Source organism: Eubacterium multiforme (assembly GCF_030813415.1).
Lineage (GTDB): Bacteria > Bacillota > Clostridia > Clostridiales > Clostridiaceae > Clostridium > Clostridium multiforme.
Genome location: NZ_JAUSUF010000002.1, coordinates 256,856 through 279,443, shown reverse-complemented (window position 1 = coordinate 279,443; position 22,588 = coordinate 256,856). Strand labels below are relative to the sequence as shown.

Annotated in this window: 22 protein-coding genes and 1 pseudogene; 15 read left to right on the top strand and 8 right to left on the bottom strand. The window is 26.5% G+C overall.

The genetic code is table 11. The features are described 5' to 3' along the window. The first annotated feature begins 2 nt into the window (after positions 1-2). The 11 genes from J2S18_RS05470 (at position 3) to scpB (ending at position 11,171) form a co-directional block, all read left to right on the top strand. On the top strand, positions 3-1,010 hold the full coding sequence (locus J2S18_RS05470) for a proline racemase (protein ID WP_307484287.1): 1,008 nt from the start codon (positions 3-5) through the stop codon (positions 1,008-1,010). Between the two features lie 32 nt (positions 1,011-1,042). Beyond that, entirely contained in the window at positions 1,043-1,921 is an 879-nt protein-coding gene (locus J2S18_RS05465) for a TSUP family transporter (RefSeq protein ID WP_370873766.1), read from the top strand. A gap of 385 nt (positions 1,922-2,306) precedes the next feature. Continuing rightward, on the top strand, positions 2,307-3,398 hold the full coding sequence (locus J2S18_RS05460; protein WP_307484281.1) for a DUF1002 domain-containing protein: 1,092 nt from the start codon (positions 2,307-2,309) through the stop codon (positions 3,396-3,398). A 90-nt stretch (positions 3,399-3,488) separates the two neighbouring features. Further along, a complete protein-coding gene (locus tag J2S18_RS05455; RefSeq protein WP_307484278.1) occupies positions 3,489-4,007 on the top strand; it encodes an NUDIX hydrolase in 519 nt (172 codons plus the stop codon). 148 nt (positions 4,008-4,155) lie between these two features. Beyond that, entirely contained in the window at positions 4,156-4,791 is a 636-nt protein-coding gene (gene spoIIM, locus J2S18_RS05450; protein WP_307484276.1) for a stage II sporulation protein M, read from the top strand. A gap of 84 nt (positions 4,792-4,875) precedes the next feature. Beyond that, positions 4,876-5,754: a tyrosine-type recombinase/integrase gene (locus J2S18_RS05445; protein ID WP_307484273.1), complete on the top strand. Its 879-nt coding sequence runs from the start codon at positions 4,876-4,878 to the stop codon at positions 5,752-5,754. Positions 5,755-5,804: 50 nt separating this feature from the next. Beyond that, positions 5,805-6,977 (top strand): phosphopentomutase, encoded by a 1,173-nt coding sequence (locus J2S18_RS05440; RefSeq protein ID WP_307484271.1) that lies wholly within the window; start codon positions 5,805-5,807, stop codon positions 6,975-6,977. Between the two features lie 27 nt (positions 6,978-7,004). Beyond that, on the top strand, positions 7,005-8,309 hold the full coding sequence (locus J2S18_RS05435; protein WP_307484268.1) for a pyrimidine-nucleoside phosphorylase: 1,305 nt from the start codon (positions 7,005-7,007) through the stop codon (positions 8,307-8,309). 270 nt (positions 8,310-8,579) lie between these two features. Continuing rightward, positions 8,580-9,710, top strand: a complete 1,131-nt coding sequence (locus J2S18_RS05430; protein WP_307484635.1) for a D-alanyl-D-alanine carboxypeptidase family protein — start codon at positions 8,580-8,582, stop codon at positions 9,708-9,710. Positions 9,711-9,820: 110 nt separating this feature from the next. Further along, on the top strand, positions 9,821-10,576 hold the full coding sequence (locus tag J2S18_RS05425) for a segregation/condensation protein A (RefSeq protein ID WP_307484264.1): 756 nt from the start codon (positions 9,821-9,823) through the stop codon (positions 10,574-10,576). Beyond that, positions 10,569-11,171, top strand: coding sequence for an SMC-Scp complex subunit ScpB (gene scpB / locus J2S18_RS05420; RefSeq protein WP_307484632.1), 603 nt, complete (start codon positions 10,569-10,571; stop codon positions 11,169-11,171). Before J2S18_RS05425 ends, scpB begins: the two co-directional genes overlap by 8 nt. Before the next feature lie 44 nt (positions 11,172-11,215). Here scpB and ytfJ read toward each other — a convergent pair whose 3' ends face one another. After that, positions 11,216-11,710: a GerW family sporulation protein gene (gene ytfJ / locus J2S18_RS05415; protein WP_307484261.1), complete on the bottom strand. Its 495-nt coding sequence runs from the start codon at positions 11,708-11,710 to the stop codon at positions 11,216-11,218. Then, positions 11,707-12,270, bottom strand: coding sequence for a DUF2953 domain-containing protein (locus J2S18_RS05410; RefSeq protein ID WP_307484258.1), 564 nt, complete (start codon positions 12,268-12,270; stop codon positions 11,707-11,709). Before J2S18_RS05410 ends, ytfJ begins: the two co-directional genes overlap by 4 nt. Before the next feature lie 165 nt (positions 12,271-12,435). Between J2S18_RS05410 and J2S18_RS05405 the strand changes: the two genes are divergently transcribed. Together J2S18_RS05405 and J2S18_RS05400 are read left to right on the top strand one after the other, a co-directional pair. Beyond that, complete coding sequence (locus J2S18_RS05405; protein ID WP_370873765.1) at positions 12,436-13,467, top strand: D-alanyl-D-alanine carboxypeptidase family protein; 1,032 nt, start codon at positions 12,436-12,438, stop codon at positions 13,465-13,467. A 75-nt stretch (positions 13,468-13,542) separates the two neighbouring features. After that, the gene (locus J2S18_RS05400) at positions 13,543-14,535 is read left to right on the top strand and encodes a sulfide/dihydroorotate dehydrogenase-like FAD/NAD-binding protein (RefSeq protein WP_307484255.1); all 993 of its coding nucleotides are present in this window, start codon (positions 13,543-13,545) and stop codon (positions 14,533-14,535) included. A gap of 45 nt (positions 14,536-14,580) precedes the next feature. Here J2S18_RS05400 and J2S18_RS05395 read toward each other — a convergent pair whose 3' ends face one another. Beyond that, positions 14,581-16,107 (bottom strand): recombinase family protein, encoded by a 1,527-nt coding sequence (locus J2S18_RS05395; protein WP_307484252.1) that lies wholly within the window; start codon positions 16,105-16,107, stop codon positions 14,581-14,583. Positions 16,108-16,244: 137 nt separating this feature from the next. Between J2S18_RS05395 and J2S18_RS05390 the strand changes: the two genes are divergently transcribed. Beyond that, entirely contained in the window at positions 16,245-16,415 is a 171-nt protein-coding gene (locus tag J2S18_RS05390; protein ID WP_307484249.1) for a hypothetical protein, read from the top strand. A 43-nt stretch (positions 16,416-16,458) separates the two neighbouring features. Here J2S18_RS05390 and J2S18_RS05385 read toward each other — a convergent pair whose 3' ends face one another. Beyond that, a complete protein-coding gene (locus J2S18_RS05385) occupies positions 16,459-17,832 on the bottom strand; it encodes an MFS transporter (RefSeq protein ID WP_307484246.1) in 1,374 nt (457 codons plus the stop codon). Between the two features lie 370 nt (positions 17,833-18,202). Between J2S18_RS05385 and J2S18_RS05380 the strand changes: the two are divergent. Continuing rightward, positions 18,203-18,949 (top strand): annotated as a pseudogene (locus tag J2S18_RS05380) (FAD-dependent oxidoreductase); the annotation flags it as partial. A 64-nt stretch (positions 18,950-19,013) separates the two neighbouring features. Here the strand turns inward: J2S18_RS05380 and J2S18_RS05375 are convergent. From J2S18_RS05375 to J2S18_RS05360, 4 genes are all read right to left on the bottom strand, one after another. Further along, positions 19,014-19,406 carry a DUF5684 domain-containing protein gene (locus J2S18_RS05375; protein ID WP_307484243.1) on the bottom strand — a complete coding sequence of 131 codons (393 nt, stop codon included), beginning with the start codon at positions 19,404-19,406 and terminating at the stop codon, positions 19,014-19,016. Between the two features lie 88 nt (positions 19,407-19,494). Continuing rightward, positions 19,495-21,138, bottom strand: a complete 1,644-nt coding sequence (locus J2S18_RS05370; protein ID WP_307484241.1) for a recombinase family protein — start codon at positions 21,136-21,138, stop codon at positions 19,495-19,497. Further along, positions 21,119-21,616, bottom strand: a complete 498-nt coding sequence (locus J2S18_RS05365) for an ImmA/IrrE family metallo-endopeptidase (protein WP_307484238.1) — start codon at positions 21,614-21,616, stop codon at positions 21,119-21,121. The genes J2S18_RS05370 and J2S18_RS05365 overlap by 20 nt, the downstream gene beginning before the upstream one ends. A 100-nt stretch (positions 21,617-21,716) precedes the next feature. After that, positions 21,717-22,574, bottom strand: coding sequence for a DNA adenine methylase (locus J2S18_RS05360; protein ID WP_307484235.1), 858 nt, complete (start codon positions 22,572-22,574; stop codon positions 21,717-21,719). Positions 22,575-22,588 lie beyond the last annotated feature (14 nt).

The following is a 22,588-nucleotide window of genomic DNA, read 5'->3' as shown; positions in this document are numbered from 1 at the left end:
AAATGAAATTTTCTAAATTAATTCAAGTAGTAGATTCACATACAATGGGCGAACCAACAAGGGTAGTAACTGGAGGATTTCCTAATATAAAGGGTAAAACAATGGCAGAAAAGAAAGCTTATTTAGAAGAAAATTTAGATAGCTTTAGAAGAGGTATAATGCATGAGCCAAGAGGACATAAAGACATGTTTGGTTCTATAATAACTGAACCAACTCATGAAGAAGCAGACCTTGGTGTTATCTTTATGGATGGTGGCGGATACTTAAATATGTGTGGACATGGTTCAATAGGAACTGCAACAGTTGCAATTGAAACTGGACTCGTAAAAGCAGTTGAACCATATACTGATGTAATCTTAGATGTTCCAGCAGGACTTATAAAAGCAAAAGTAAAGGTTGAGGATGGACAAGCTAAAGAAGTTTCATTCCAAAATGTTCCTGCATTCCTATATAAAAAAGATGTAAAGATAAATGTTCCTGGAATTGGAGAAATAAAAGTAGATATTTCTTTTGGTGGAAGTTTCTTTGCACTTGTAAAAGCTTGTGACTTAGATTTAGAAATTATTCCTGATAATATACAACGATTAACAGAGTATGGAATGAAAATAAGAGATATTATCAATGAAACTGTTGAAATTCAACATCCAACATTAGGACATATAAAAACTGTTGATTTAGTTGAAATATACTCTCCTACTCAAAATAAAGAAGCTACATTTAAAAATGTAGTAATATTTGGTGAAGGTCAAGTGGATAGATCTCCTTGTGGAACAGGTACAAGTGCAAAACTTGCAACACTTTATTCAAGGGGAGAACTTAAAGTTGGCGAAAACTTTGTTTATGAAAGTATATTAGGAACAATGTTTAGAGGAAAAATACTTGGAACTACAAAGGTTGGAGATTATGATGCAGTAATTCCAGAAATTACAGGTAAGGCATACATAACAGGATTTAATCAACTTTTATTTGATGACGAGGATGCAGTTGAGTATGGATTTGTACTAGAATAGAAAATTCCTAGATAGGAGGAGAGTATATGGATATGAAAGTTATTTTACTAACTCTTTTGGCAATCTTTGGAATATATTTTCTAGTAGTATTTGTTAAAGATTTAGTAAAGAATAAGGAAAGCAGAAAGGATGAAGAAAATAAAGTTGTTGTAGCAAGTGTTTCAGGATTTTTGACAAACTTTTTTGATGCTCTTGGTATAGGAAGTTTTGGACCACTAACAGCTTTTATCAAAATATTTAAAATAGCAGATGATAGAGTTATTCCAGGTACATTAAATGTATCATGTACAATACCCGTTATACTTGAAGCCTTTTTATTTATAAAAAGTATAGAAGTTTCTCCTACAACTTTAATATCAATGATAATTTCTGCAACAATAGGAGCAACAATAGGAGCAAAATTTGTATCAAAATTAGATGAAAAGAAAATAGAGCTTATAATGGGGATTTCACTTTTAGTAGTTGTAGTACTTATGTTATTCTCACAATTTGGAATACTTCCAGTTGGTGGAACTGATATAGGACTAACAGGAGGAAAACTTGTAATAGCTGTAGTAATTAACTTTTTCTTAGGAGCATTAATGACAGTAGGTATAGGATTATATGCACCATGTATGGCTTTAGTTTTTGCCTTAGGAATGAGCCCAAAGGTTGCATTTCCAATAATGATGGGATCTTGTGCTTTCTTAATGCCATCTGCTTCAATTAAATTTATAAAGTCAGGAGCATATGCAGCAAAAAGTTCAGTTGCAATTTCTATATTTGGATGTATTGGAGTTTTAATTGCAACATATTTAGTTAAAAGCTTACCACTTAAAATATTAACTTGGTTAGTTATAGTAGTTATATTATATACATCTATTACAATGTTTAAATCCTATAAAGATAAAAGTAAAGTAGAAAACAAGTAAAACTTATAAAAAATAAACCTTTTTAGATATGATAACTATATAAATAAAAAGTACCTATTCATTAAAATTTATATTATGGTAGGTACTTTTTTTGTTATAAAATATATTTTATATTTTTAAATAATAGTTTAGCATATGAAAAAATAATAGTTTAAGATTTTTAGATTTATTTAAAAAGACCATATTTTTAAAGTGAGAGTAAATATAAAAATTTATATAAATATAATCTTAATTAAAATACTCGTAAATGATGATTAATAAAACAAAAAACAAAGCAAAACCATATAATCAGAAATCCTTAATAATAAATTAATCTTTTGTTAAGGATTTCTAATTATAATATACTATAAAGTAGTATATTATAATTAGAAATGGAGATATAAAAATGAAAATAAAAAAATTAGCTGGAATAATAGCATTATCAGGAATAATAACTATTAGTAGTTCTATGTTTGCTTTTGCAGACCAATTTAATGTTGTAACATTAGGTGCTAACTTAACTCAACAACAAAAAGAAAGTATGCTTAAATATTTCAACGCTAAAGAAGGAACTTATCAATTATTAACTATAAATAATAAAGAAGAAAGAGAAGCGCTTAAAGGAATAGCAACTCCAGCAGAAATTGGTAATAGAACTATATCCTGTGCATATGTTCAGCCTACAAAAGAAGGATCTGGAATAAATGTTAAAACAGCTAACTTAACATGGGTTACAGCTTCAATGATTTCAAATACATTAGTTACTGCAGGAATAAATGATGCAAATGTAGTTGCAGCGGCACCGTTTCAAGTTTCAGGAACAGGTGCACTTACTGGAATATTAAAAGGGTTTGAAGATTCAACTGGTAAAAAATTAAACTCTGAGAAAAAGGAACTTGCAAATAAAGAGTTAGTTACAACAGGAAATATTGCAAAAGATTCAAATATAGGTAAAAATAAAGCTGCAGCAGTTGTTAATGATGTAAAAACAGAAGTTATAAAGGACAAGGCTAAAACTCCAGAAGCAGTTAATAATATAATAAATAATGTAACAAATAACTATAATATTAAGCTTACTCCAGAACAAGAAAAGGAATTAAAAAATCTAATGGTAGATATAGGTAAGCAAGGTTATAATTATGATGAAGTGAAAAAAACATTAAATGAGGTAGGAAATAATATTCAAGATATACTAAAAAAATCAGGAGAAGCTGTTAAGGACTCAGGATTTTTCCAAAATCTTTGGGATAATATTAAAAACTTATTTAATGGAAGTAAAAGTAGTGGAAATTCAAGTAGTGATATAATAAATCAAACTAATGATAAGGCATTAGGAAATAATACAGTTGTTACTGGAACTAACGAAAATATTGAACAAACAGCTAATAGTGAAAATAAGCAAACAGATAAAGAAAATGAAGGAGTATTTTCAAAATTTGCTAATTGGGTTAAGGGGCTTTTTGATTCAGATAGTTCAAATCAAAATTCAAATAATTAAATATTAGTATTCATCATAATCTATAAATTGTAAAAGAAAATAAAAATGATATAATTATTGTAAATAGTAGGTTGTGAAAGGAGAAAGTAAATGGATTTAAATGAAAAGATACTAAATGAAGAACTTAAATATGAAGGGAACTTTCTTAAGTTTGTAAGTATAGATGTAGAACTACCTGATGGAAATAAAGGAAATAGAGATGTTATAAGACATCCAGGAGCTTCAGCTGTACTAGCTTTTTTAGATTCAGAAACAGTGTTGCTTGTAGAACAATTTAGAGTAGCTTTAAATAAAGTATTACTTGAAATTCCCGCTGGAAAGTTAGAAAAGGGAGAAGATCCAAAGGTTTGTGCATCTAGAGAGTTAGAAGAAGAAACTGGGTATAAGTCAGATAATATAGAATATTTAGGAACTATAGCAACAGGTGCAGGATTTACTGATGAGCAAATACGTATATTTAAAGCAACTAATCTTTATAAAGGAATTAAGTGTGGAGATGAAGATGAATTTATAGAAGTTAAACCATACAAAATAAAAGAAATAAAAGAGATGATTAAAGATGGTAGAATTATAGATACAAAAACTATATCAGCCTTTATGTATGTATAAATAATAAAAAGAAATATTAAAAAGAAGCAATTTTTTATAGAAAATTGCTTCTTTTTTTGTCTATTTACATATTTACCCTTAGGTTATAAGAATAAATTTAAGTTTAATATCATAATATTATTTATAACAACTTTAGGAGGATAGAAAGATGAATGTTTTGGCTAAAAAAATAAGAGAGACTTTTGAAGGACAAAAATTATATTATCTATTAGTATTACTATTTTTTTGTGTTGGAATTGTTCTTGGTATTTATGCAGTAAAGTATATGAATTCTACAGATAGACAAGATTTAACTAATTATTATACAAGTTTTATAAATAGTATTGGAAAGAAGCCAATAGATTATGGAATTTTATTATTAGAAGTTGTTAAAAAGAATATATTTTTAATAATTCCTATAATTATTTTTAGTTTCACCTTTTTTGGAGCACCAATAATATTAATACTAGATTTAGTTAAAGGATTTACAATAGGATATACTTTCACATTTTTATTAACTACCTTTAATGGAAAGGGTCTTGGAATTGCCTTAAGCTCTGTAATACCACAAAATATAATTTATATTCCTAGCATTATTGCTCTTAGCATAATAGCCCTTAGCATTTCAACTACAAAATTTAAAGAAAAATTTATCAAGAAAACTCATATAAAGAATTTAATATTTTATAAGGGAGGACTTAATATATTAATTATACTACTATGTATAATGGTGTTAGGAATAGTTGTAGAGACCTATATTTCTCCAAGTATTATTAAATTTATAGTAACAAATTTTTATATGTAAAAAAGAGGATATCTAAAGAAATTTAGAAGGAAATTAGAAAAAAATGTCGAATATATATAATTAGCAATGGTGTAGGAGAGAATAATGTTAGAAATTATTGAGAGTTATAAGGAGTACTTACGAAATAATGAAAAAAGTGAAAACACTGTATATGCTTATGTTACTGATGTAAATCTTTTTGTAAAATTTCTTAAAATTAAAAATATAGAAGCTTATAAAGTAGATAGCGAAGTTATTACAGATTACATTAAAAATTTATTAGACGAAGGAAAGTCAGAAAGGTCAATAAACCGTATTGTAATAAGTCTAAGAAGTTTTTATGGGTATTTAAAAAATGAAGGAAAGATAAGAGATGTTCCTAAAATCACATATAAGAGTAGTAAATCTAATAAAAAATTACCTCAAATTCTTACTATAGAGGAAGTTGATAGAATAATAAAATCTGTAGATAAAAATGGAGTTAAAGGTATAAGAGATAATGCTTTACTAGAACTTATGTATGCAACAGGAATGAAAGTTTCAGAACTTATTTCTTTAGATGTAGAGGATGTAAATTTAGATCTTTCTTTTGTAAAATGTACTGATAATAAGCGTTATGAAAGATTAATTCCAATAGGAAGAAGTGCAGGTAAAGCTTTAGAAGAATATATTTTAATTAGGGGAGAAGTTGCAGAAAGTGGAGTTGATACTTTATTTGTGAACTTAAATGGTAAAGGATTAACTAGGCAAGGAATATGGAGAATAGTAAAAGAGTACTCTCATAGAGCTGGAATAAAAAAAGATGTAAATCTTAATACATTCAGACATTCATTTGCTGTTCACATGCTTCAAAATGGAGCAAATGTTAGAGCTGTACAAAAGCTTTTAGGAAATCAAGTATTAACTTATATGGATACTTATTATGAAATAATAAACAGTGATAAAATTAATTTAGTCTATAAAAATGCTCATCCTAGGGCATAATTATATAATATGACAAAAGATGAAAAAGTAGTTTCGAAAGGAGAATAATTATGAAGAGAGCAATATTAGTAGTATTAGACAGTGTAGGTGTAGGAGAGCTTAAGGATGCAAATCTATATGGAGATGTAGGAAGTCATACATTTGATAACACTTATAAAGCATGCGGTGGATTAGATTTACCTAATTTACAAAAACTTGGTTTTGGTAATATTGAAGGTGTAAATACACTGGAAGGAGTTTCAAATCCACTTGCAGGCTTTGGTAAATCAGAAGAAGAATCAAAGGGAAAGGATACTGTTACAGGTCACTGGGAAATAGGAGGAGTTGTACTTAAAACACCTTTAAATACTTATCCAGATGGCTTTTCAAAAGAAATTATAGATGAATTTATTGAGAAGGCAGGAGTTAAGGGAGTACTTGGAAATAAAGTAGCTTCAGGAACTGCAATAATTGAAGAACTTGGAGAGGAACATATTAAAACAGGATTCCCAATAATATATACTTCAGCAGACAGCGTATTCCAAATTGCTGCACATGAAGATGTATTTTCTCTTGATGAATTATACAAAATGTGTGAAATAGCTAGAAAAATGTTAGTTGGAGACAAGGTAGTTGGTAGAGTTATAGCTAGACCATTTATTGGAGAAGTAGGAAGTTTTAAAAGAACTCCAAATAGAAGAGATTACGCTTTAGATCCATTTTCAAAAACTATGCTAGAATACATAAAAGAAGATGGATTAAGTGTAGCTGCTGTAGGTAAGATAGAAGATATATATAATAAAAAAGGAATTACAGATGCAGTTCATACAAAAGGAAATATGGATGGAGTAGATAAAACTCTAGAATATATGGATACAATAAAAGATGGATTAATATTTACTAATTTAGTAGATTTTGATATGTTATATGGACATAGAAATAATCCAGAAGGTTATGGAAAAGCAATTGAAGACTTTGATAATAGACTTAAAGAAATATTAGAAAAGATGACTGATGAGGATTTATTAATAATTACAGCAGATCATGGCTGCGATCCAACAACAGAAAGTACAGACCATTCAAGAGAATATATTCCAATAATTGCATACAATAAGAAGATGAACAAAGGTGTTAATATAGGAACTAGAAAAACTTTCTCAGATATAGGAAAGAGTATATTAACTTATTTAGATGTTCCAAATGACTCACATGGTGAAGATTTCTCTGAAATTTTATTTAAATAGATGGTATAACTAAGGAGGATTTTATTTATGAGAATGTATGATGTAATTTTAAAAAAAAGAAAAGGGTTAGAATTAACAAAGGAAGAAATTGATTTCTTTGTTCAAGGATATACAAAGGGTGAAATCCCAGATTATCAAGCTTCAGCACTTTTAATGGCAATCTTTTTTAATAAGATGAATAAAAGAGAAACAGCTGATTTAACAATGTCTATGGTTAATTCAGGAGACACATTAGATCTTTCAAAAATAAAAGGTGTAAAGGTAGATAAACATTCAACAGGTGGAGTTGGAGATAAAACATCAATATGTTTATCACCTCTTGTTGCAAGTTGTCATGTTCCAGTTGCAAAGATGTCAGGTAGAGGACTTGGTCATACTGGTGGAACAATAGATAAGTTAGAAGCTTTTAAAGGTTTTACAGTTCAACTTACAGAGGAAGATTTCATAAAAAATGTAAATGATATTAAGATAGCTTTAGCAGCTCAAACTGGACATTTAGCACCAGCTGATAAAAAGATATATGCCCTTAGAGATGTTACAGCAACAGTTGACAATATGTCACTTATAGCTTCTAGTATAATGAGTAAAAAAATTGCCTCAGGTTCTGATGCTATAGTTCTTGATGTAAAGGTTGGAGATGGAGCATTTATGAAAACTCCAGAAGATGCTAAAGAGTTAGCAAGAGAAATGGTTGACATTGGTAATAATGTTGGAAGAAAAACAATAGCTGTTATTTCAGACATGGATCAACCTTTAGGATTTGCAATTGGAAATGCTTTAGAAGTTATTGAAGCTATAGAACTTTTAAAAGGAAATGGACCTAAAGATTTATTAGAGTTAACATTAACTTTAGGCAGCAATATGCTTGTTCTTTCAGGAAAAGTTAAAGATGAAGAAGAAGGAAGAGCACTTTTACTTGAAAATATAAACAATGGAAAGGCTGTACAAAAGTTAAAAGAATTTGTTAAAGCTCAAGGTGGAGATGAATCTTATGTAGATGATTATAAAAAATTCCCTACAGCTAAACATATTGTAGAAGTTAAATCTGAAAAAGAAGGATACATTAATAAAATACATGCTGAAAAATTAGGACTTATTGCTATGGAACTTGGTGCTGGTAGAGCAACTAAAGAAAGCACTATTGATTTAGCAGTTGGAATGAAACTTACTAAAAAGCGTGGAGATAAAGTAGAAAAAGGCGATGTTATTGCTTATGTTTATGCAAATGATTTAGACAAAGCAGAAAAAGCAAAGAAAGATTTACTTGAAAATATAATAATAGAAGAATCAAAGGGAAAAGATTTACCTTTAATATATGATATTATAAAATAGTAGAATTAAAAGAAGCTATGCAAAATTTGTATAGCTTCTTTTTTTATAGAAAAATTAAATTATTGCTTTAGATAAGTTTTTAGAACATAGATAAGCAACTATAATATAAAAATAATTTTAATAATTGGATTTTAAATACATATTATGTAATAAATAATTAGAGTTATATTTTCTATAAATGGTAATACTAATTCTGAGAGGAGGATACTAATTATGAAAAACTTTTATAAAAAATTAGTTAAAATAATAAGTATGGCTTTATTAGTATTTATGTTACCATTATCATCTATTCAAGTCTTTGCAAAGGGAGAAAAAGAAGGTGGAAACAAAATAGAAGCTAAGTCAGCTCTGCTTATGGAACCTAAAACAGGTAAAATAATATATGAAAAAAATTCAGATGAGAAATTTGCACCAGCTTCTGTAACTAAGATAATGACAATGTTATTAGCTATTGAAGCTGTAGATAGTGGCAAAATAAAGATTGATGATAAGATAACCTGTAGTGAAAATGCAAAGAAAATGGGTGGAAGCACTATGCTCTTAGATACAGGAGAAATTAGAACTGTTGAGGAAATCCTTAAAGGAATAGCTATTGCTTCAGGAAATGATGCTGCAGTTGCAATGGCAGAATATTTAGGAGGAACTGAATCAGATTTTGTTGACTTAATGAATAAAAGAGCGCAAGAACTTGGAATGAAAAATACAACCTTTAAAAATAGCACAGGTCTTCCAGCTGAGGATCATTTATCAACTGCTAAAGATATAGCATTAATGTCAATGGAATTACTAAAGCATGAAAAAATATTAAAATATACAGGAACTTATATGGAGACAATTTCAGAAGGAAGAAAATCTCCAATTGAACTTGTAAATCATAATAAACTTGTGAGATTTTTTAAAGGCTGTGATGGATTAAAAACAGGTTATACACAAGAAGCAAAATACTGTATATCTGCAACAGCAACAAGAAATGGAGTTAGAATGCTTACTGTAATTATGGGAGCACCAACTTTTAAAATAAGAAATAGAGATGCTAGTATATTATTAAATCATGGATTCTCTAAATTTGAAGGCAAAAAAGTTTTATCAAAGGATGAAGAAATAAGTAAAGTATATATGGGTGAAAATACTGATAAATACTTTATTGCTAAAGCAAAAGAAGATTTAAATGTAATTTTAGAAAAGGGCCAAAGTGGAAAAATTGAAAATAAGATTAATATTAAAGAAATTAAAAATAAATATAAAAGTGGAGATACTGTAGGTAAGTGTGAAGTATATATGGGAAAAGAAAAAATAGGAGAAGTTGATATATATACAGATAGAGATGTAAAGAAAGATAATATATTTGGAAAAATTAAATTTAAAATCAAAAATATTTTCAATGAAAAAGATAAGGAATAATATATAAGGGAATCATACAAATTGTATGGTTCCCTTAAAATTTCATTTAAAAACTACCTTATTTAGTGTATAATTAAAATGTTGTTTTAGCTATGAAAGGTGGGAGAAGAATGGAATTACCTAAGATAAAAGTAGCTGATTTTGAGGGTCCATTTGATTTGCTTTTGCATCTTATAAAAAAGAATAAAATGAATATATACAATATAGAAATTTATAAGATAACAAATCAGTATTTACAATATTTAGATACTATGAAAGAAATGGACCTTGAAATAACATCAGAATTTATAGTAATTGCAGCTACATTAATAGAAATAAAATCAAAAAGTCTTTTACCTAAAGCTAAAGTTTTAGAAGAAAATGAAGAGGACATAGAAAAAAGACTTGTTGAAAAGCTTATTTTATATAAAAAAATTAAAGCATCTACAGAATATTTTAAATCAATATCTTTAGGACTAGGTGTTACTTATTCAAAAAAGCCAGAAATAATTGAAGAAGTGAAGGAAAGTAAAGTAAACAATGAAGATATATTTAAAAATATTACATTAATTGATCTTTATAATATATATAATAAAATATTAGAAAATTATATTAATAAACAAAATAAAGGGAATGTAATACAAAAAAATATAAGAGTTGACCTTTATAAAGTAGAAGATAAATATGATTATTTACTTGATAAAATTAATGACTGTAAAATACAAGAATTTAATAATATTATGAAAGAATGTGAGTGTAAGCTAGAATGTGTTGTAACCTTTTTAGCATTACTTGAGCTTATAAAACAAAGACAAGTTAGAGTTTATCAAAGTCAAAATTTTAGTGATATTATTATTAAAAGGTGTGATGAAAATGGAAATGACTAATATAGATAATTTTAAGAGTATGGATTATTCAAATAAGGAATCTTTAAAAGCTGCAATTGAAGCAGTACTATTTGTAACTGGAGAGCCACTTTCTTTAAGAGATATAGCCATTAATTTAGAAATAACTCCTAAATATGCAGAAGAGGTTTTAGGAGAAATGATGTTAGATTATGAGGTATCAAATAGAGGAATAAAACTTATTACTTTAAATGGTGGATATCAATTAGTAACTAAAAGAGAATACAGTGACTATATTCAAAAACTATTAAAGAAAAATAGAAGACAATCTTTAAGTCAAGCATCATTAGAAAGTCTTGCAATAATATGTTATAAGCAACCTATTACAAGAGTTGATATTGATGAAATAAGGGGAGTTAAATCTGATAGTGCAATTCAAAAATTAATAGAGAGAGAACTTATTTGTGAAGTTGGTAGACTTGAGGTTCCTGGAAGACCTATTCTTTATGGAACAACAGATGAATTTTTAAGACAGTTTGGATTATCTGGCCTTGATGAATTACCATCCTTAGATTTATTTGAAGAAGAATCAGAAGAGGATGATGATGAGGTTGTATTAGATACTACTGATAATTAAAAGACATTGCTATATTAAAATGTATAGCAATGTCTTTTTTTTTGTTATTTTACATTATGGCCATCACAATTTGATGTAAAATAACTATCATCTATTTTATTGGAAGTACCATCTTCGAAACTATGTTTACCATTTTTACATTCTTTATCTCCAATAGTACTATTAAAGGCATCTTTTAATATCTCAATTATTTGTGGAACTGTATCAACAATTCTATCATAAGTGCTATTTTGCTCTACAGGTAAAAGTCTAACTGAATTTTCTCTAACTACAAGAAATGCAACTGGTTTTACAGAAACCCCAGCTCCAGAACCTCCACCAAAAGGATAAGCATTTTCTGGATCTTTAGAAAGTTTATTTTCAGAATCAAATTCACTTCCACCAGATGCAAATCCAAAAGATACTTTTGATATAGGAATAATATATGTTCCATCTCTAGTCTCAACAGCATCTCCAATAATAGTATTGACATCAACCATATCTCTTATACTTTCCATAGTGCTTTTCATTAAATTTTCAATTGGATGTTCTCTAGTCATAAATTTTCCCTAAGGGACACCTCCTTGGCTTTTAAAATTGATTTTGTAAATATTATGCATATATAAATAATTTGCCCTAATGAAACAAAAATTATACTTTTATAATTAAAAGTTATTATTTTACTATCTTTAAAAATAGGATTTATTAAAAATTTAGATTTTTTTACATTAAAAAATAAATTTAATATTCTATAAATAAATGGGAAAATGGAAGAAATAATACCATTAAAAATTGCTGTGTTATAGGAATCACCTAATGAGTAATTTAAAAATCCATTTATTTTAATTGTTGGTTTGAATTTAGAATTTTTAAAATTTTTAATTAAGATTTTAAAAAAGTCCTTTAATGAAAAATTATCTTTAAATGAGTCTTTATTTATATTATTAATAAAATTCTTTAATTTATGTAAAATTTTATTTTCTTTTCTTTTATTTAACTTTGAAATTAGTTTATATTTATATAATTTTATATAATAATCTTCCGTAGAATAGAAAATACTAACTTTAATAGGAACTGGAATTAAGAAAACTATAATTAATAACAATATAAATAAATTCATTTTTATCCTCCCTTAGTTATAGTATTGTCAAGGATAAGGAAAAATATACTACATAATGAAATAGTATATTAAATAGAATTTATTACAAAATAACATTGAGGTGATTTTATGAAGAAGTTTAAACGTTACTTAATGTTTATACCTGTAATTTGCATAGTATTTAATATGTTAGCTATTAAAGCCTTTGCCTTTAATAATGATAAATTTAGAGTTTCAGCTAGAAATGCCATAGCAATAGATGGTGAAAGTGGGCAAATACTTTTTGAACAAAATGCCTTTGAAGTTGTACCTATGGCAAGTACTACTAAAGTTTTAACAGCATTAATTGTTATAGAAAATGGAGATTTAAATAAAAAAATTACAGTTTCAAAAAATGCAACTTCTGTTAGAGGTTCTAAAGTAGGGTACAAAGCTAATGAGGAAATAACAACTAGAGAGCTTTTATATGGACTTATGTATAGATCAGGAAATGATGCTGCAATAGCTTTAGCAGAAGGCTTAGGAGTATCTGTTGAAGGGTTTTCAGAAATTATGAATCACTTTGCAAAGGGGATTGGAATAATAGATTCACATTTTCAAACTCCACATGGACTTGATACAGAAGATCACTATTCATCAGCCTATGATTTAGCTATATTAACAGCTAAAGCAATGAAATATGATGTTTTTAGAGAGATTGTTGGAAGCAAGGAAATAAAGAAAGAAAAATATAATTTTACTAGAGATTATAATAATATCAATAAAATACTTTGGAAAATACCAGGAGCAAATGGAGTAAAAACTGGATATACAGGAGGAGCAGGTAAATGTTTAATTTCTTCTGTAAATCATAAAGGAAAAGACATAATAATTGTTGTATTAAACTGCACAGATAGATGGAATCAAACAGAAAAAATATTTAATAATATAAAAGATAAGTATGCCTTTAATTGTGATATGACTAGAGAACTTTTATTAAAGGAAGGTAATAATGTTTTAAGTTCTATAGTAAAAGATGAGAAGATAACAAATGCTTTCTCTAAAGACAATGCTCAATATGAAATTAATGTATTTAAACCATATATAGATATAAAAGAAGGGGAGGTAATTGGTGCTTTTAAGATACAAGAAAATAATAAAAGAAAATTGGAACATCCATTAAAGTCATTACAGGACATAACTAATGAAGATGCTATAAATATACTTCAAATGAAATAAAAAATATTCTTAAATATGAACAAATTACTTTTATAAAAATATTCTAATATAAGGATTAATTTTTAAGGAGAAATAATGATTAGAGAAGCAACTGATTGTATTGATGCAGGAAGTGAATTTTGTCCTTGTAAGTTAGCAGAAAATGGAGAATGTATAATTTGTTCTCAAATGCATGGAGAATGTTTTTGTGATTGTTCTAATTGGAAAGGAGTTTGTATATATCAAGAGTTTTTTAACAATGGTATGAAAGCAAAAGAAGGAAGAGAGAAGTACTCTTGCAAAATATTGGATATTAAAAACTATGATAATAGTATAATTGTTTTGAAATTTAAAACTGTTCACAAGTTAACATTAGATTTAGTTAAGCCTGGAAGTTATATTTTTATATGTCCAGAGAAGGAGGATAAATATTTTGATACACCTATTTCTGTTTTAGAATCAAATATTGATGAAAATAGTATTACTGTTGCAGTAGAAATTAGAGGCATAAAGACTAAAAAGTTATTACAATTTAATATTGGAGATGAAATTCATATAAGAGCACCTTATTGGAATGGAATTTTTGGTATAAAAAATATAGAAAAACAAAATAAAAGTAAGTGTTTAGTTCTAGCAAGAGGAATAGGAATAGCGCCAATGGTTCCTGTACTACGTAAATTGTTGTTGCAAGACTGCAGTGTAGAAACTTTTGCAGATTATGGTGGACTTAAAAAGGGTTTTTTAGATGAGTTTTTAGAAAAATATAATGTAAAAAATACTTCTAAAAGTTTATTAGAAAAGGGAGAACTCTCAAAAGAATGCAAGGATATTATTAATAAATGTATTGCAAATGGAGTTTCATATATTCATATAGCTGGAGCTGATATACTTACTTTAAAGGTAATAGAATATCTAGATAGTTTAAATAGAGGGGATATTTTACTATCATGCTGCAATAATTTTAAAATGTGCTGTGGAGAAGGTATATGCGGGGCATGTACAGCAAGATATAAAGGGCATAAAGTCAAAAGATTTTGCAAGGTTCAGACAGATCCTAGAAGTATATTTGAAGAAAGGAGATTAATATGAGAGTCGTTATTATTGGTGGAGGATGGTCAGGTGTTGCAACCCAGTTCAAATTATATCATTAAATATTATTTGAACTGAGTTATTACCATCAAATTTAATTTCTTTTATAATTTTTCTTATAAAATTTTGTTTTTCTTTTATTGGTAGTTCGTGGAAAATAATTAATATACTTTTTAGTTTTTTTTGAAAATTATCTATTGAAGAATTATCTTTTTGTTTTAATATAAGATATTTTTCTAAATGTAGTAAATTCTCATTTATAATAGTATTTTCATTAGATAATTCATTAATTTTATTATTAATAATTCTTAAAGTATTACCATTTAAAATTAAAAGTTTTTCAGTTAAAGAATCTATTTTAAATTCATTGCTTTTTAATTTATATTTTAGTTTTGATATATTTTTTTTATAATTATCAGTATCTATATTAGTATATTTTTTTAATAAGTTTATATCTAAAGATATTTCACTTAGAATATCTAAAATCTTTTTTTCTAAATGAGATACTTTAATAAAACTTGAATTACAAAGTATTTCTTTATTTGTTTTATTAGAACATCTAAAATAATAGGATTTGGATCCATCTTTTTTAGTATGACTAGAAGTTATAAACATAGTACTGCCACAGGTACAAGTTACTAAATGTGCTAAAAAAGAATTATTAGATATTCTAGGTCTACCAGTTAAAGCACGATTTTTTAAGTTTTCATTTGCTTTTATCCAGGTTGAAGAATCAATAATTCCTTCATGAGTGCTTACTGCAACAAACATTCCAGAAGAATTATAAAGTTTTTTACCATTTTTTTTTGGTCTTCTTCCATAGGATAGGAAACCTTTGCCATTAATATCACCATATACTTTATAGCCAATGCTTTCTAAATAATATTTAGATTTTAAGTCAGATTTAATATAGGTTGGATTTGAAATTATATTAGCAATTGTTTTATTACTTATATTTACTTCTTTACTTACCTCATAGGTTGTAAAATTTTCACTTGCAAGTTTAAAAATTTTTTTTATAAGCTCCTTTTTAGTTTCTAACAGTTTAAGATAAGTTATTTTTTTGCCATTTATATATTTACTTTCACTAGTATAACCAGTAGGAGGGGTGCCTCCGCTCCATCTTCCAAGTTTTGCAAGTTCATTCATATTATCTTTAACTCTTTGTCTTATATTTTCTCTCTCCATATCAGCAAAACCAGCAAGTATAGTCATCATCATTTTTCCTATAGGAGTAGTGGCATCAAAGCCTTCTGTTATACTAACTAATTTAATATTATTAATTTCTAATTCATTATATATATTAAAGAAATCAGTTATATTTCTAGCAATTCTATCTATTTTATAAACAGCAATAATATCAAATTTTTTTAGTTTAGAAAGTTCTAGCATACGTCTAAAAGCAGGTCTATTAGTATTTCCACCACTAAAGCCTTCATCAATAAAAGTTTCAAAGTTACAATCTTTATATCTACTATTAAAATAATTTTTGCATAAACTTATTTGGTTTTTTATACTTTCTCCAGTATCAGTTTCCTTAGATTTTCTTGAATATATAGCTATTTTTTTCATATGAAACCTCCTATATTAAAGTTTATTCCAGATTTCATATTTATATTATTGAAAAAATTTTAAAAAATATATTTGTAACAAAAATTAGGGACAAGAATACTATATTTAATATTATTAGGATTAAAGGGGGTATATTTATGAAGAAGGAGCTTAATGTTACTTATACATTTTCAAAGAGTATAAATATTATATTTACTAAAGCTTTATTAGATATTTATAAAGGAAATAATGAATTTATTGATAAAAAGTTTGAGGAATTAAAAAAAGAAAAAAGTGAAATTTATAGATTATTAGATAAAAATCAATAACACTCTACAAAATTTATGTAGAGTGTTATTATAAAAAATAAAATTAATTTATATTAGCTTCATCTTCTGAATTATTTGAGGGTCTGTTGTATTTTTTAGTAAATATTATAAGTAATACTATACTACATAATAAATATACTACACCTGCAATATAATATGCTGTACCATATCCACTAGGCTTTGTAAATAAAACATATCTTCCAAATAATCCAGTTAAAATTCCAACTACAGAATTTGTAATTAATATAAGAGAATTATATGTAGGAACTAAATTTTTTGGAACAAATGTTAGTGGCAATGAAAGTTCAATTGGACCAGAAGCATTTGCAATTCCAGATCTAAAGAATAAAATTATTCCAATTGCCCAAGAAACATTAGCGCCAAACATAGCACCATGTGGCATTATAAACATTATAGGAACACATAGTATTGTAGCTACTGCTATTGTAACTATTGCTCCTAATTTTTTCTCAAGCCAAGGAGTGCAAAAATATCCTAAAACCATAGCGATTGTTGAGAAGGTTATTATTGTTGAAACAACACCTCTACTAATATGTAGGAAATCATTTAAATAAATTGGGAAATAAGGAGTTACAAGTAAAGCACCAAATCTAATTATACTAAATATAACTACCCACATAATTACATATTTGTTTGCAAGTAATTTAAAGTCAAATTTTTTGCCAGATTTTCTTTCAGCAATTTCTTCCTTTGTTTCTTGATAATCTTGAACTTGTTCCTTTAAGAAGAATAAAAAGAATAAAGAAATAACTGTTAAAATAACTGCTATCCATAAAACAAATTTATATGATGATGTATAAGCTGATAGTTGCATAGGATTTAATTCGTTTTGATGTTCAGATAAAAGGGCTGCTTGATCATAGGAAATTTTTAAATTTTTACTAAATTTCCAAACAACTATTTTACCATTAAAAAATGTTAATATAGATTGGCTAATTAAATTACAGTACATAACCCTTGAGAACATAGAAGTTCTTTCTTCTATAGGAGTATATGATGTAAACATTAATGGATATATGCAATCATACATTGCAGCACCAATATTTATAAGAATATTAGCAATTAATATGATTGTTGGATTTTTACTATATATACATGCAAATAATCCTAATAATAAAATTATTGGAGATCCAATGGCTATTTTTTTATAACCAATTTTACTTGTAAATAATAATATAATGGCTATTGCAAATGTTGCTATTGATGCATAAGCTGGAAGGGCTTTAACTACATCTGGAACAGTGATGTTTAAGTAGGACACGAAAGAATCATTTGTTATTCCTGTTACTGCACCCATAAAAATATAACTTAGTATAAAAATAGCACAGTTATATTTCCATCTCTTATCCCAATTTTCATCTTTGCTTGTTATTAAATTTAACAATGTATCGTTCATTAATATTCCTCCTTTGTTTATGTATAGGTTTACAATACAATAATAGTATGAATTTTCTGAATAATCTACATTGATAAAAATACATTATTGAAAATTTAATTGAAAGTATAAAGGATTAAATAAAAAATACTAGTAAATTATTACAAATGATAAATAAAATAGTGTATTAAAATGAATTTTAATAAATTTTGTATTTTAAGGTATAAATTTGAATAAAATAAAGCGAAAAATATATTGATTTTTAATTAAAAATATGGATATAAAATGGTAAATTTTAAATGAAAAATTTTAATAAACTTAGTAAATTTTTAAAAGTTGTATATTAATAAAATTTACAGATTTTTGATGTAATTTTAAGTAAAGAGCTGTTGCAGCTGCTATAACTGCAAAAAAGGCAGGAGCAGAAGTATTACTATTTGAAAAGACAGATTTGCTTCTTGGACTTGGAAATGTTGGAGGCATTATGAGAAACAATGGAAGATTTACAGCTTCAGAAGAACTTATAGCTTTAGGTGCAGGCGATTTAATAAAATTAACTGATGAAAATTCAAGACATAAAAATATAGATTTTCCAGGTCATAAACATGCAAGTCTTTATGATGTAAATATAATTGAGGGAGCAACTCGAGAATATTTGAAAGATACAGGAATAAAAATTTTTATGGAAACTCGTGTTAAAGATGTAGATTTTGATGGGAAAAAGATTAAAGGAGTAATACTTGCAGATGATACCTATATTTCAGGAGATGTATTTATAGAAACAACAGGATCAACAGGTCCTATGGGGAATTGTTTAAGGTATGGAAATGGTTGTTCAATGTGTGTTTTAAGATGTCCTGCTTTTGGGCCAAGAATAAGTGTAAGCGAAAGATGTAATGTTAGAGATATTCAAGGAGAGAGAAATGGAGATGAACTTGGTGCTTTTTCAGGATCTTGTAAGCTTGCAAAAGAAAGCTTATCAAAAGATTTAAGAGAAAAATTGGATAAAAATGGTGTAGTAATACTTAAAATTCCAAAGGAAGATATTAATTATGATAAATTAAGTAGTAAGGTATGTCAGCAATATGCATTAAAAGAATTTGCAGAAAATATAATATTACTTGATACTGGACATGCTACATGAACAAAAAAACAACCTTTTTCTCAGGTCGTTTTTTATATTAATTATTATTCTATTTTTACTAATATTCTTGATATTCTTCAGGAATATCTCCAACAAAATTTCTATTTGTTATTACAATATACCAGAATGTTAAAAATGCTATAAATGAGAATATAATTCCTAATATAGTCATTCCTAATCCGAAACCAAAGTTTTTCATAATTCGATAGAAAACTATTATAGAAAAAATGAAATTTACAAATGGAATAAATGAAAGAAGAAAGTACCAATAAGATAAACCTGCTAAATGAAGCATTTGTAATTCACCTAAAATTGGTATTAGCATCATCCATGGATTTTTTAGATTTGCTTTTTTGGCCATTATATAACTAGGATATACTCTAATAATATAAAAAATTATTCCTAAAATTAAACCAAAGCTTCCAAAATAGATATTTTGAAAATATGTCATATAATTCACTCCTTTGTATTAGAATATAAATAGTTTATTTTAAATATTATAATATTACATTAAGATTAGCTTAATTTTAAATTAAGATTTAATTTTTTATAATATCTAATGATCCTACAAAATTGATTTTAATTTTATCATTTCCATCTTTATCAGGAGGATAATAGTAAATAGTATCTACTAAAGAATCAATTAATTGTTTTTGTTCATTATGAGAAAGATTTTCTATATAAGAACACTTATTAATAAGAGTTTCAATAAAAGAAATTTCTAATGATTCATTTTCTAATTTAATCTTTTCTTTTTTTATGCTGTTAATTTTATTATTTAATTCAATGCATTCCTTTTTTAGGTTAGTTATTTTTTCAAATAAAACTTCAGTAAGTAAATTATTATGATCCAAAGATAATTTATTTACTAAAACATCAATTTGAGATTTTTTATCTTCTAATGATTTATTTAATGATAAAAGAGCAGCTTTATTATTTGAAGTATCATTATACTTAATATTTAAATTATCCAAAAAAAATGTGCTATCATAGCTTAGATTTTTTAATGTTTTTAAAACAGTTTTTTCAATTTTTGAAAGACTAATATTTTTAGAATTACATAACTTTCTTTTAGAAGTTCTTTTTAAGGAGCATACATAATAAAATAACTTTTCACCAGTTTTTGTTGAAACTTTACCATGTTGTATTAACATTCTACTTTTACAATTTCCACAAAATAATTTTCCAATTAAAAGAGCATTATGGGTCTTACCAAGGCGTGGAAATGTATCTTTATTTCTATCAAACTGTAATTGTACTTTAAGCCATAATTCAGGTTCAAGATAACCAAGTATATTACTAACGGAAGCAAACCTTTCAGAAGGCTCTTTATTAGCTTTAGTAAGTTTACCATTTTTATATATACTTTCAGTTTTATTATAGCTAAGAAGAGAATGTAAATTATCAACTTCACCATAAACTTTACAACCATTAGTAGTTAAATAATCAACTACACTTGAATTAGCTTTAACATATATAGGATTTTGAAGAATTATTTTAAGAGTACTTTTTTCAAATATTTTACCTGAAATAGAACTTATATTATTTTGATGAGTATATACTTCAAGTTTATGAAGGCTTCCAAGTTCTAAATATTTTTCATAAAGAAATTTAACAAATTCTAAGTCTTTAGGCTCATGTTCTAAAGATGATTTATGTCTTTTCTTACCTTCATCATCTATGTAAGTGATTTTATTAGATTTAAAGCCTAATGGTATCTTACCACCTGTCCATTTGCCGTTTTTGGCCATTTCAAGCATGTTATCTTTAATACGTTCTGCAATAGTTTCTCTTTCTAATTGAGCAAATACAGAAGCAATATATATCATAGCTCTACCCATAGGAGAAGAAGTATCGAACTGTTCTTTTATAGAAATAAAATCAACTTTATTTTCTTGTAAAGTTTCTAAAACAGAAGAGAAGTCAGAAACATTTCTACTGATCCTATCTAACCTATAACAAATAAGAAGATTTATTTTTCTATGTTTAATATCATTCATTAGATTTTTAAATTCAGGTCTATTAATATTTCCACCACTAAAACCTTCATCTTCATATACTAGAAAATCAACTTCATCTGAAATGTGTGTTTTAATGTATTCTTTACACATTTCTATTTGGTTTTCTATAGAATCACCTTTACCAGTGAATTTTGACTTTCTACTATAGATTGCAACAATCATAAACTACCTCCTTAGTCATAATAGCAAGTATACTATTAGTATATTTACCTTCTTTTAGATATATTGATAGTAGTTTATATTTTATAATTTCTTCAGTAACGTTAAAATAGCTTGAGAGTCCATATATAGTATTTATATTTTGTAGTATTGCTCCAATTATTTCATCATCAGAAATTAAATAATTAGCTGCAAAACGCCTAGCTCTAAGTTCTTGTTTACTTCTATTTAATTTTTGAGCATAAGTAACACACTCAGCAGTTAAATCACCTATAGAAGTAAAATGATGGCCAAGCTCCTCAGCTAAAACAGATATATATTTTTTAGTATTATGTACTATATTTTTATGAATACCTATAGTAGGAGAGAGCCCTGGCACTTTAAAATATATACCTTCTATATTGGGTTCTTTAAAATTAACTTCTTCAAGTATTAAGTTTTCTTTTTCTATTAAATTATATATATCAGTTAGGCTTTTCATTTGTTAATCACCCCATAAATTATATTTATAGGATAATTATAGCACAAAATACGAACGTATGTTCTTAAAATGCTTAAAAATAATACCTAGATTAATTATTCTAGGTATTATTTCTGAAATAATTTATATTAGTATATTTTGAATAAAATAAAACTTCAACACCAAAATATTTTTTTTCAACTGTATACTTTAGTGGATATTGTATAAAAGAAAAGTCTTTATAAATATCAAAAATTTCTGGACTATTATCATAGGTAACAATCCATTTGTGATTATGATCTAATTCTTTAATTTTATTTGATAATTTAACATGATCTTCATGTTTATAGAAGTTTACATATAAATTTGACCCTTGCTTATAATAGGGGGGATCAAAAAAAGTAAAACTTTTATCAGAATTAGGCTTTATAATTTTATCTATTAATTTAATAGCATCATAATTATAAAGTTTAATATGACTCTTATAACTTGCTATTAATTTTATACGTTCTATAAGATCAGATTTATTAAATCTACAATCCATTTTATAATTACCAGTTTGATTATATCCACCTATAACACCAGCTTTTATTATACCAGAACGATTTGTTCTATTTAGAAAAAATGTTGAAAAACCTAATTCAAATAAATTAACATTTTCTTTATTATTTTGGATTTTTTTTTGTTTGTACCATTCATCCATTGTTATTGGCGTATCGTCTATAAGTTTACAAAATCTCTTAGTGTATGTTAATACACAGCGCCAAAAAGCATAAATTGATCTATCATAATCATTTATTATAATATTATCAACATAACCATTTATCAATAAATGTAATGCTACAGCAGCTCCACCAGCGAACGGCTCTATGTATGTATGTCCACTTACATTATTTAAATCTATTAAGTTTTTTACATAATTAGATAATTTATTTTTTCCCCCAGGATATCTTAAAGGGGAATAATTTTTTATGGCCATAAAATAATCTCCTT

Excerpts from the sequence above, each read along its gene's own strand:
- J2S18_RS05435 (WP_307484268.1), top strand. The coding sequence starts at position 7,005 with ATGAGAATGTATGATGTAATTTTAAAAAAAAGAAAAGGGTTAGAATTA.
- J2S18_RS05465 (WP_370873766.1), top strand. The coding sequence starts at position 1,043 with ATGAAAGTTATTTTACTAACTCTTTTGGCAATCTTTGGAATATATTTT.
- J2S18_RS05400 (WP_307484255.1), top strand. The coding sequence starts at position 13,543 with ATGATTAGAGAAGCAACTGATTGTATTGATGCAGGAAGTGAATTTTGT.
- J2S18_RS05370 (WP_307484241.1), bottom strand. The coding sequence starts at position 21,138 with ATGATTGTTGCAATCTATAGTAGAAAGTCAAAATTCACTGGTAAAGGT.
- scpB (WP_307484632.1), top strand. The coding sequence starts at position 10,569 with ATGACTAATATAGATAATTTTAAGAGTATGGATTATTCAAATAAGGAA.
- J2S18_RS05360 (WP_307484235.1), bottom strand. The coding sequence starts at position 22,574 with ATGGCCATAAAAAATTATTCCCCTTTAAGATATCCTGGGGGAAAAAAT.
- J2S18_RS05365 (WP_307484238.1), bottom strand. The coding sequence starts at position 21,616 with ATGAAAAGCCTAACTGATATATATAATTTAATAGAAAAAGAAAACTTA.
- J2S18_RS05375 (WP_307484243.1), bottom strand. The coding sequence starts at position 19,406 with ATGACATATTTTCAAAATATCTATTTTGGAAGCTTTGGTTTAATTTTA.
- J2S18_RS05410 (WP_307484258.1), bottom strand. The coding sequence starts at position 12,270 with ATGAATTTATTTATATTGTTATTAATTATAGTTTTCTTAATTCCAGTT.
- J2S18_RS05390 (WP_307484249.1), top strand. The coding sequence starts at position 16,245 with ATGAAGAAGGAGCTTAATGTTACTTATACATTTTCAAAGAGTATAAAT.
- J2S18_RS05385 (WP_307484246.1), bottom strand. The coding sequence starts at position 17,832 with ATGAACGATACATTGTTAAATTTAATAACAAGCAAAGATGAAAATTGG.
- J2S18_RS05430 (WP_307484635.1), top strand. The coding sequence starts at position 8,580 with ATGTTACCATTATCATCTATTCAAGTCTTTGCAAAGGGAGAAAAAGAA.
- J2S18_RS05425 (WP_307484264.1), top strand. The coding sequence starts at position 9,821 with ATGGAATTACCTAAGATAAAAGTAGCTGATTTTGAGGGTCCATTTGAT.
- J2S18_RS05445 (WP_307484273.1), top strand. The coding sequence starts at position 4,876 with ATGTTAGAAATTATTGAGAGTTATAAGGAGTACTTACGAAATAATGAA.
- J2S18_RS05405 (WP_370873765.1), top strand. The coding sequence starts at position 12,436 with ATGTTAGCTATTAAAGCCTTTGCCTTTAATAATGATAAATTTAGAGTT.
- J2S18_RS05440 (WP_307484271.1), top strand. The coding sequence starts at position 5,805 with ATGAAGAGAGCAATATTAGTAGTATTAGACAGTGTAGGTGTAGGAGAG.
- ytfJ (WP_307484261.1), bottom strand. The coding sequence starts at position 11,710 with ATGACTAGAGAACATCCAATTGAAAATTTAATGAAAAGCACTATGGAA.
- spoIIM (WP_307484276.1), top strand. The coding sequence starts at position 4,156 with ATGAATGTTTTGGCTAAAAAAATAAGAGAGACTTTTGAAGGACAAAAA.
- J2S18_RS05395 (WP_307484252.1), bottom strand. The coding sequence starts at position 16,107 with ATGAAAAAAATAGCTATATATTCAAGAAAATCTAAGGAAACTGATACT.
- J2S18_RS05455 (WP_307484278.1), top strand. The coding sequence starts at position 3,489 with ATGGATTTAAATGAAAAGATACTAAATGAAGAACTTAAATATGAAGGG.
- J2S18_RS05460 (WP_307484281.1), top strand. The coding sequence starts at position 2,307 with ATGAAAATAAAAAAATTAGCTGGAATAATAGCATTATCAGGAATAATA.
- J2S18_RS05470 (WP_307484287.1), top strand. The coding sequence starts at position 3 with ATGAAATTTTCTAAATTAATTCAAGTAGTAGATTCACATACAATGGGC.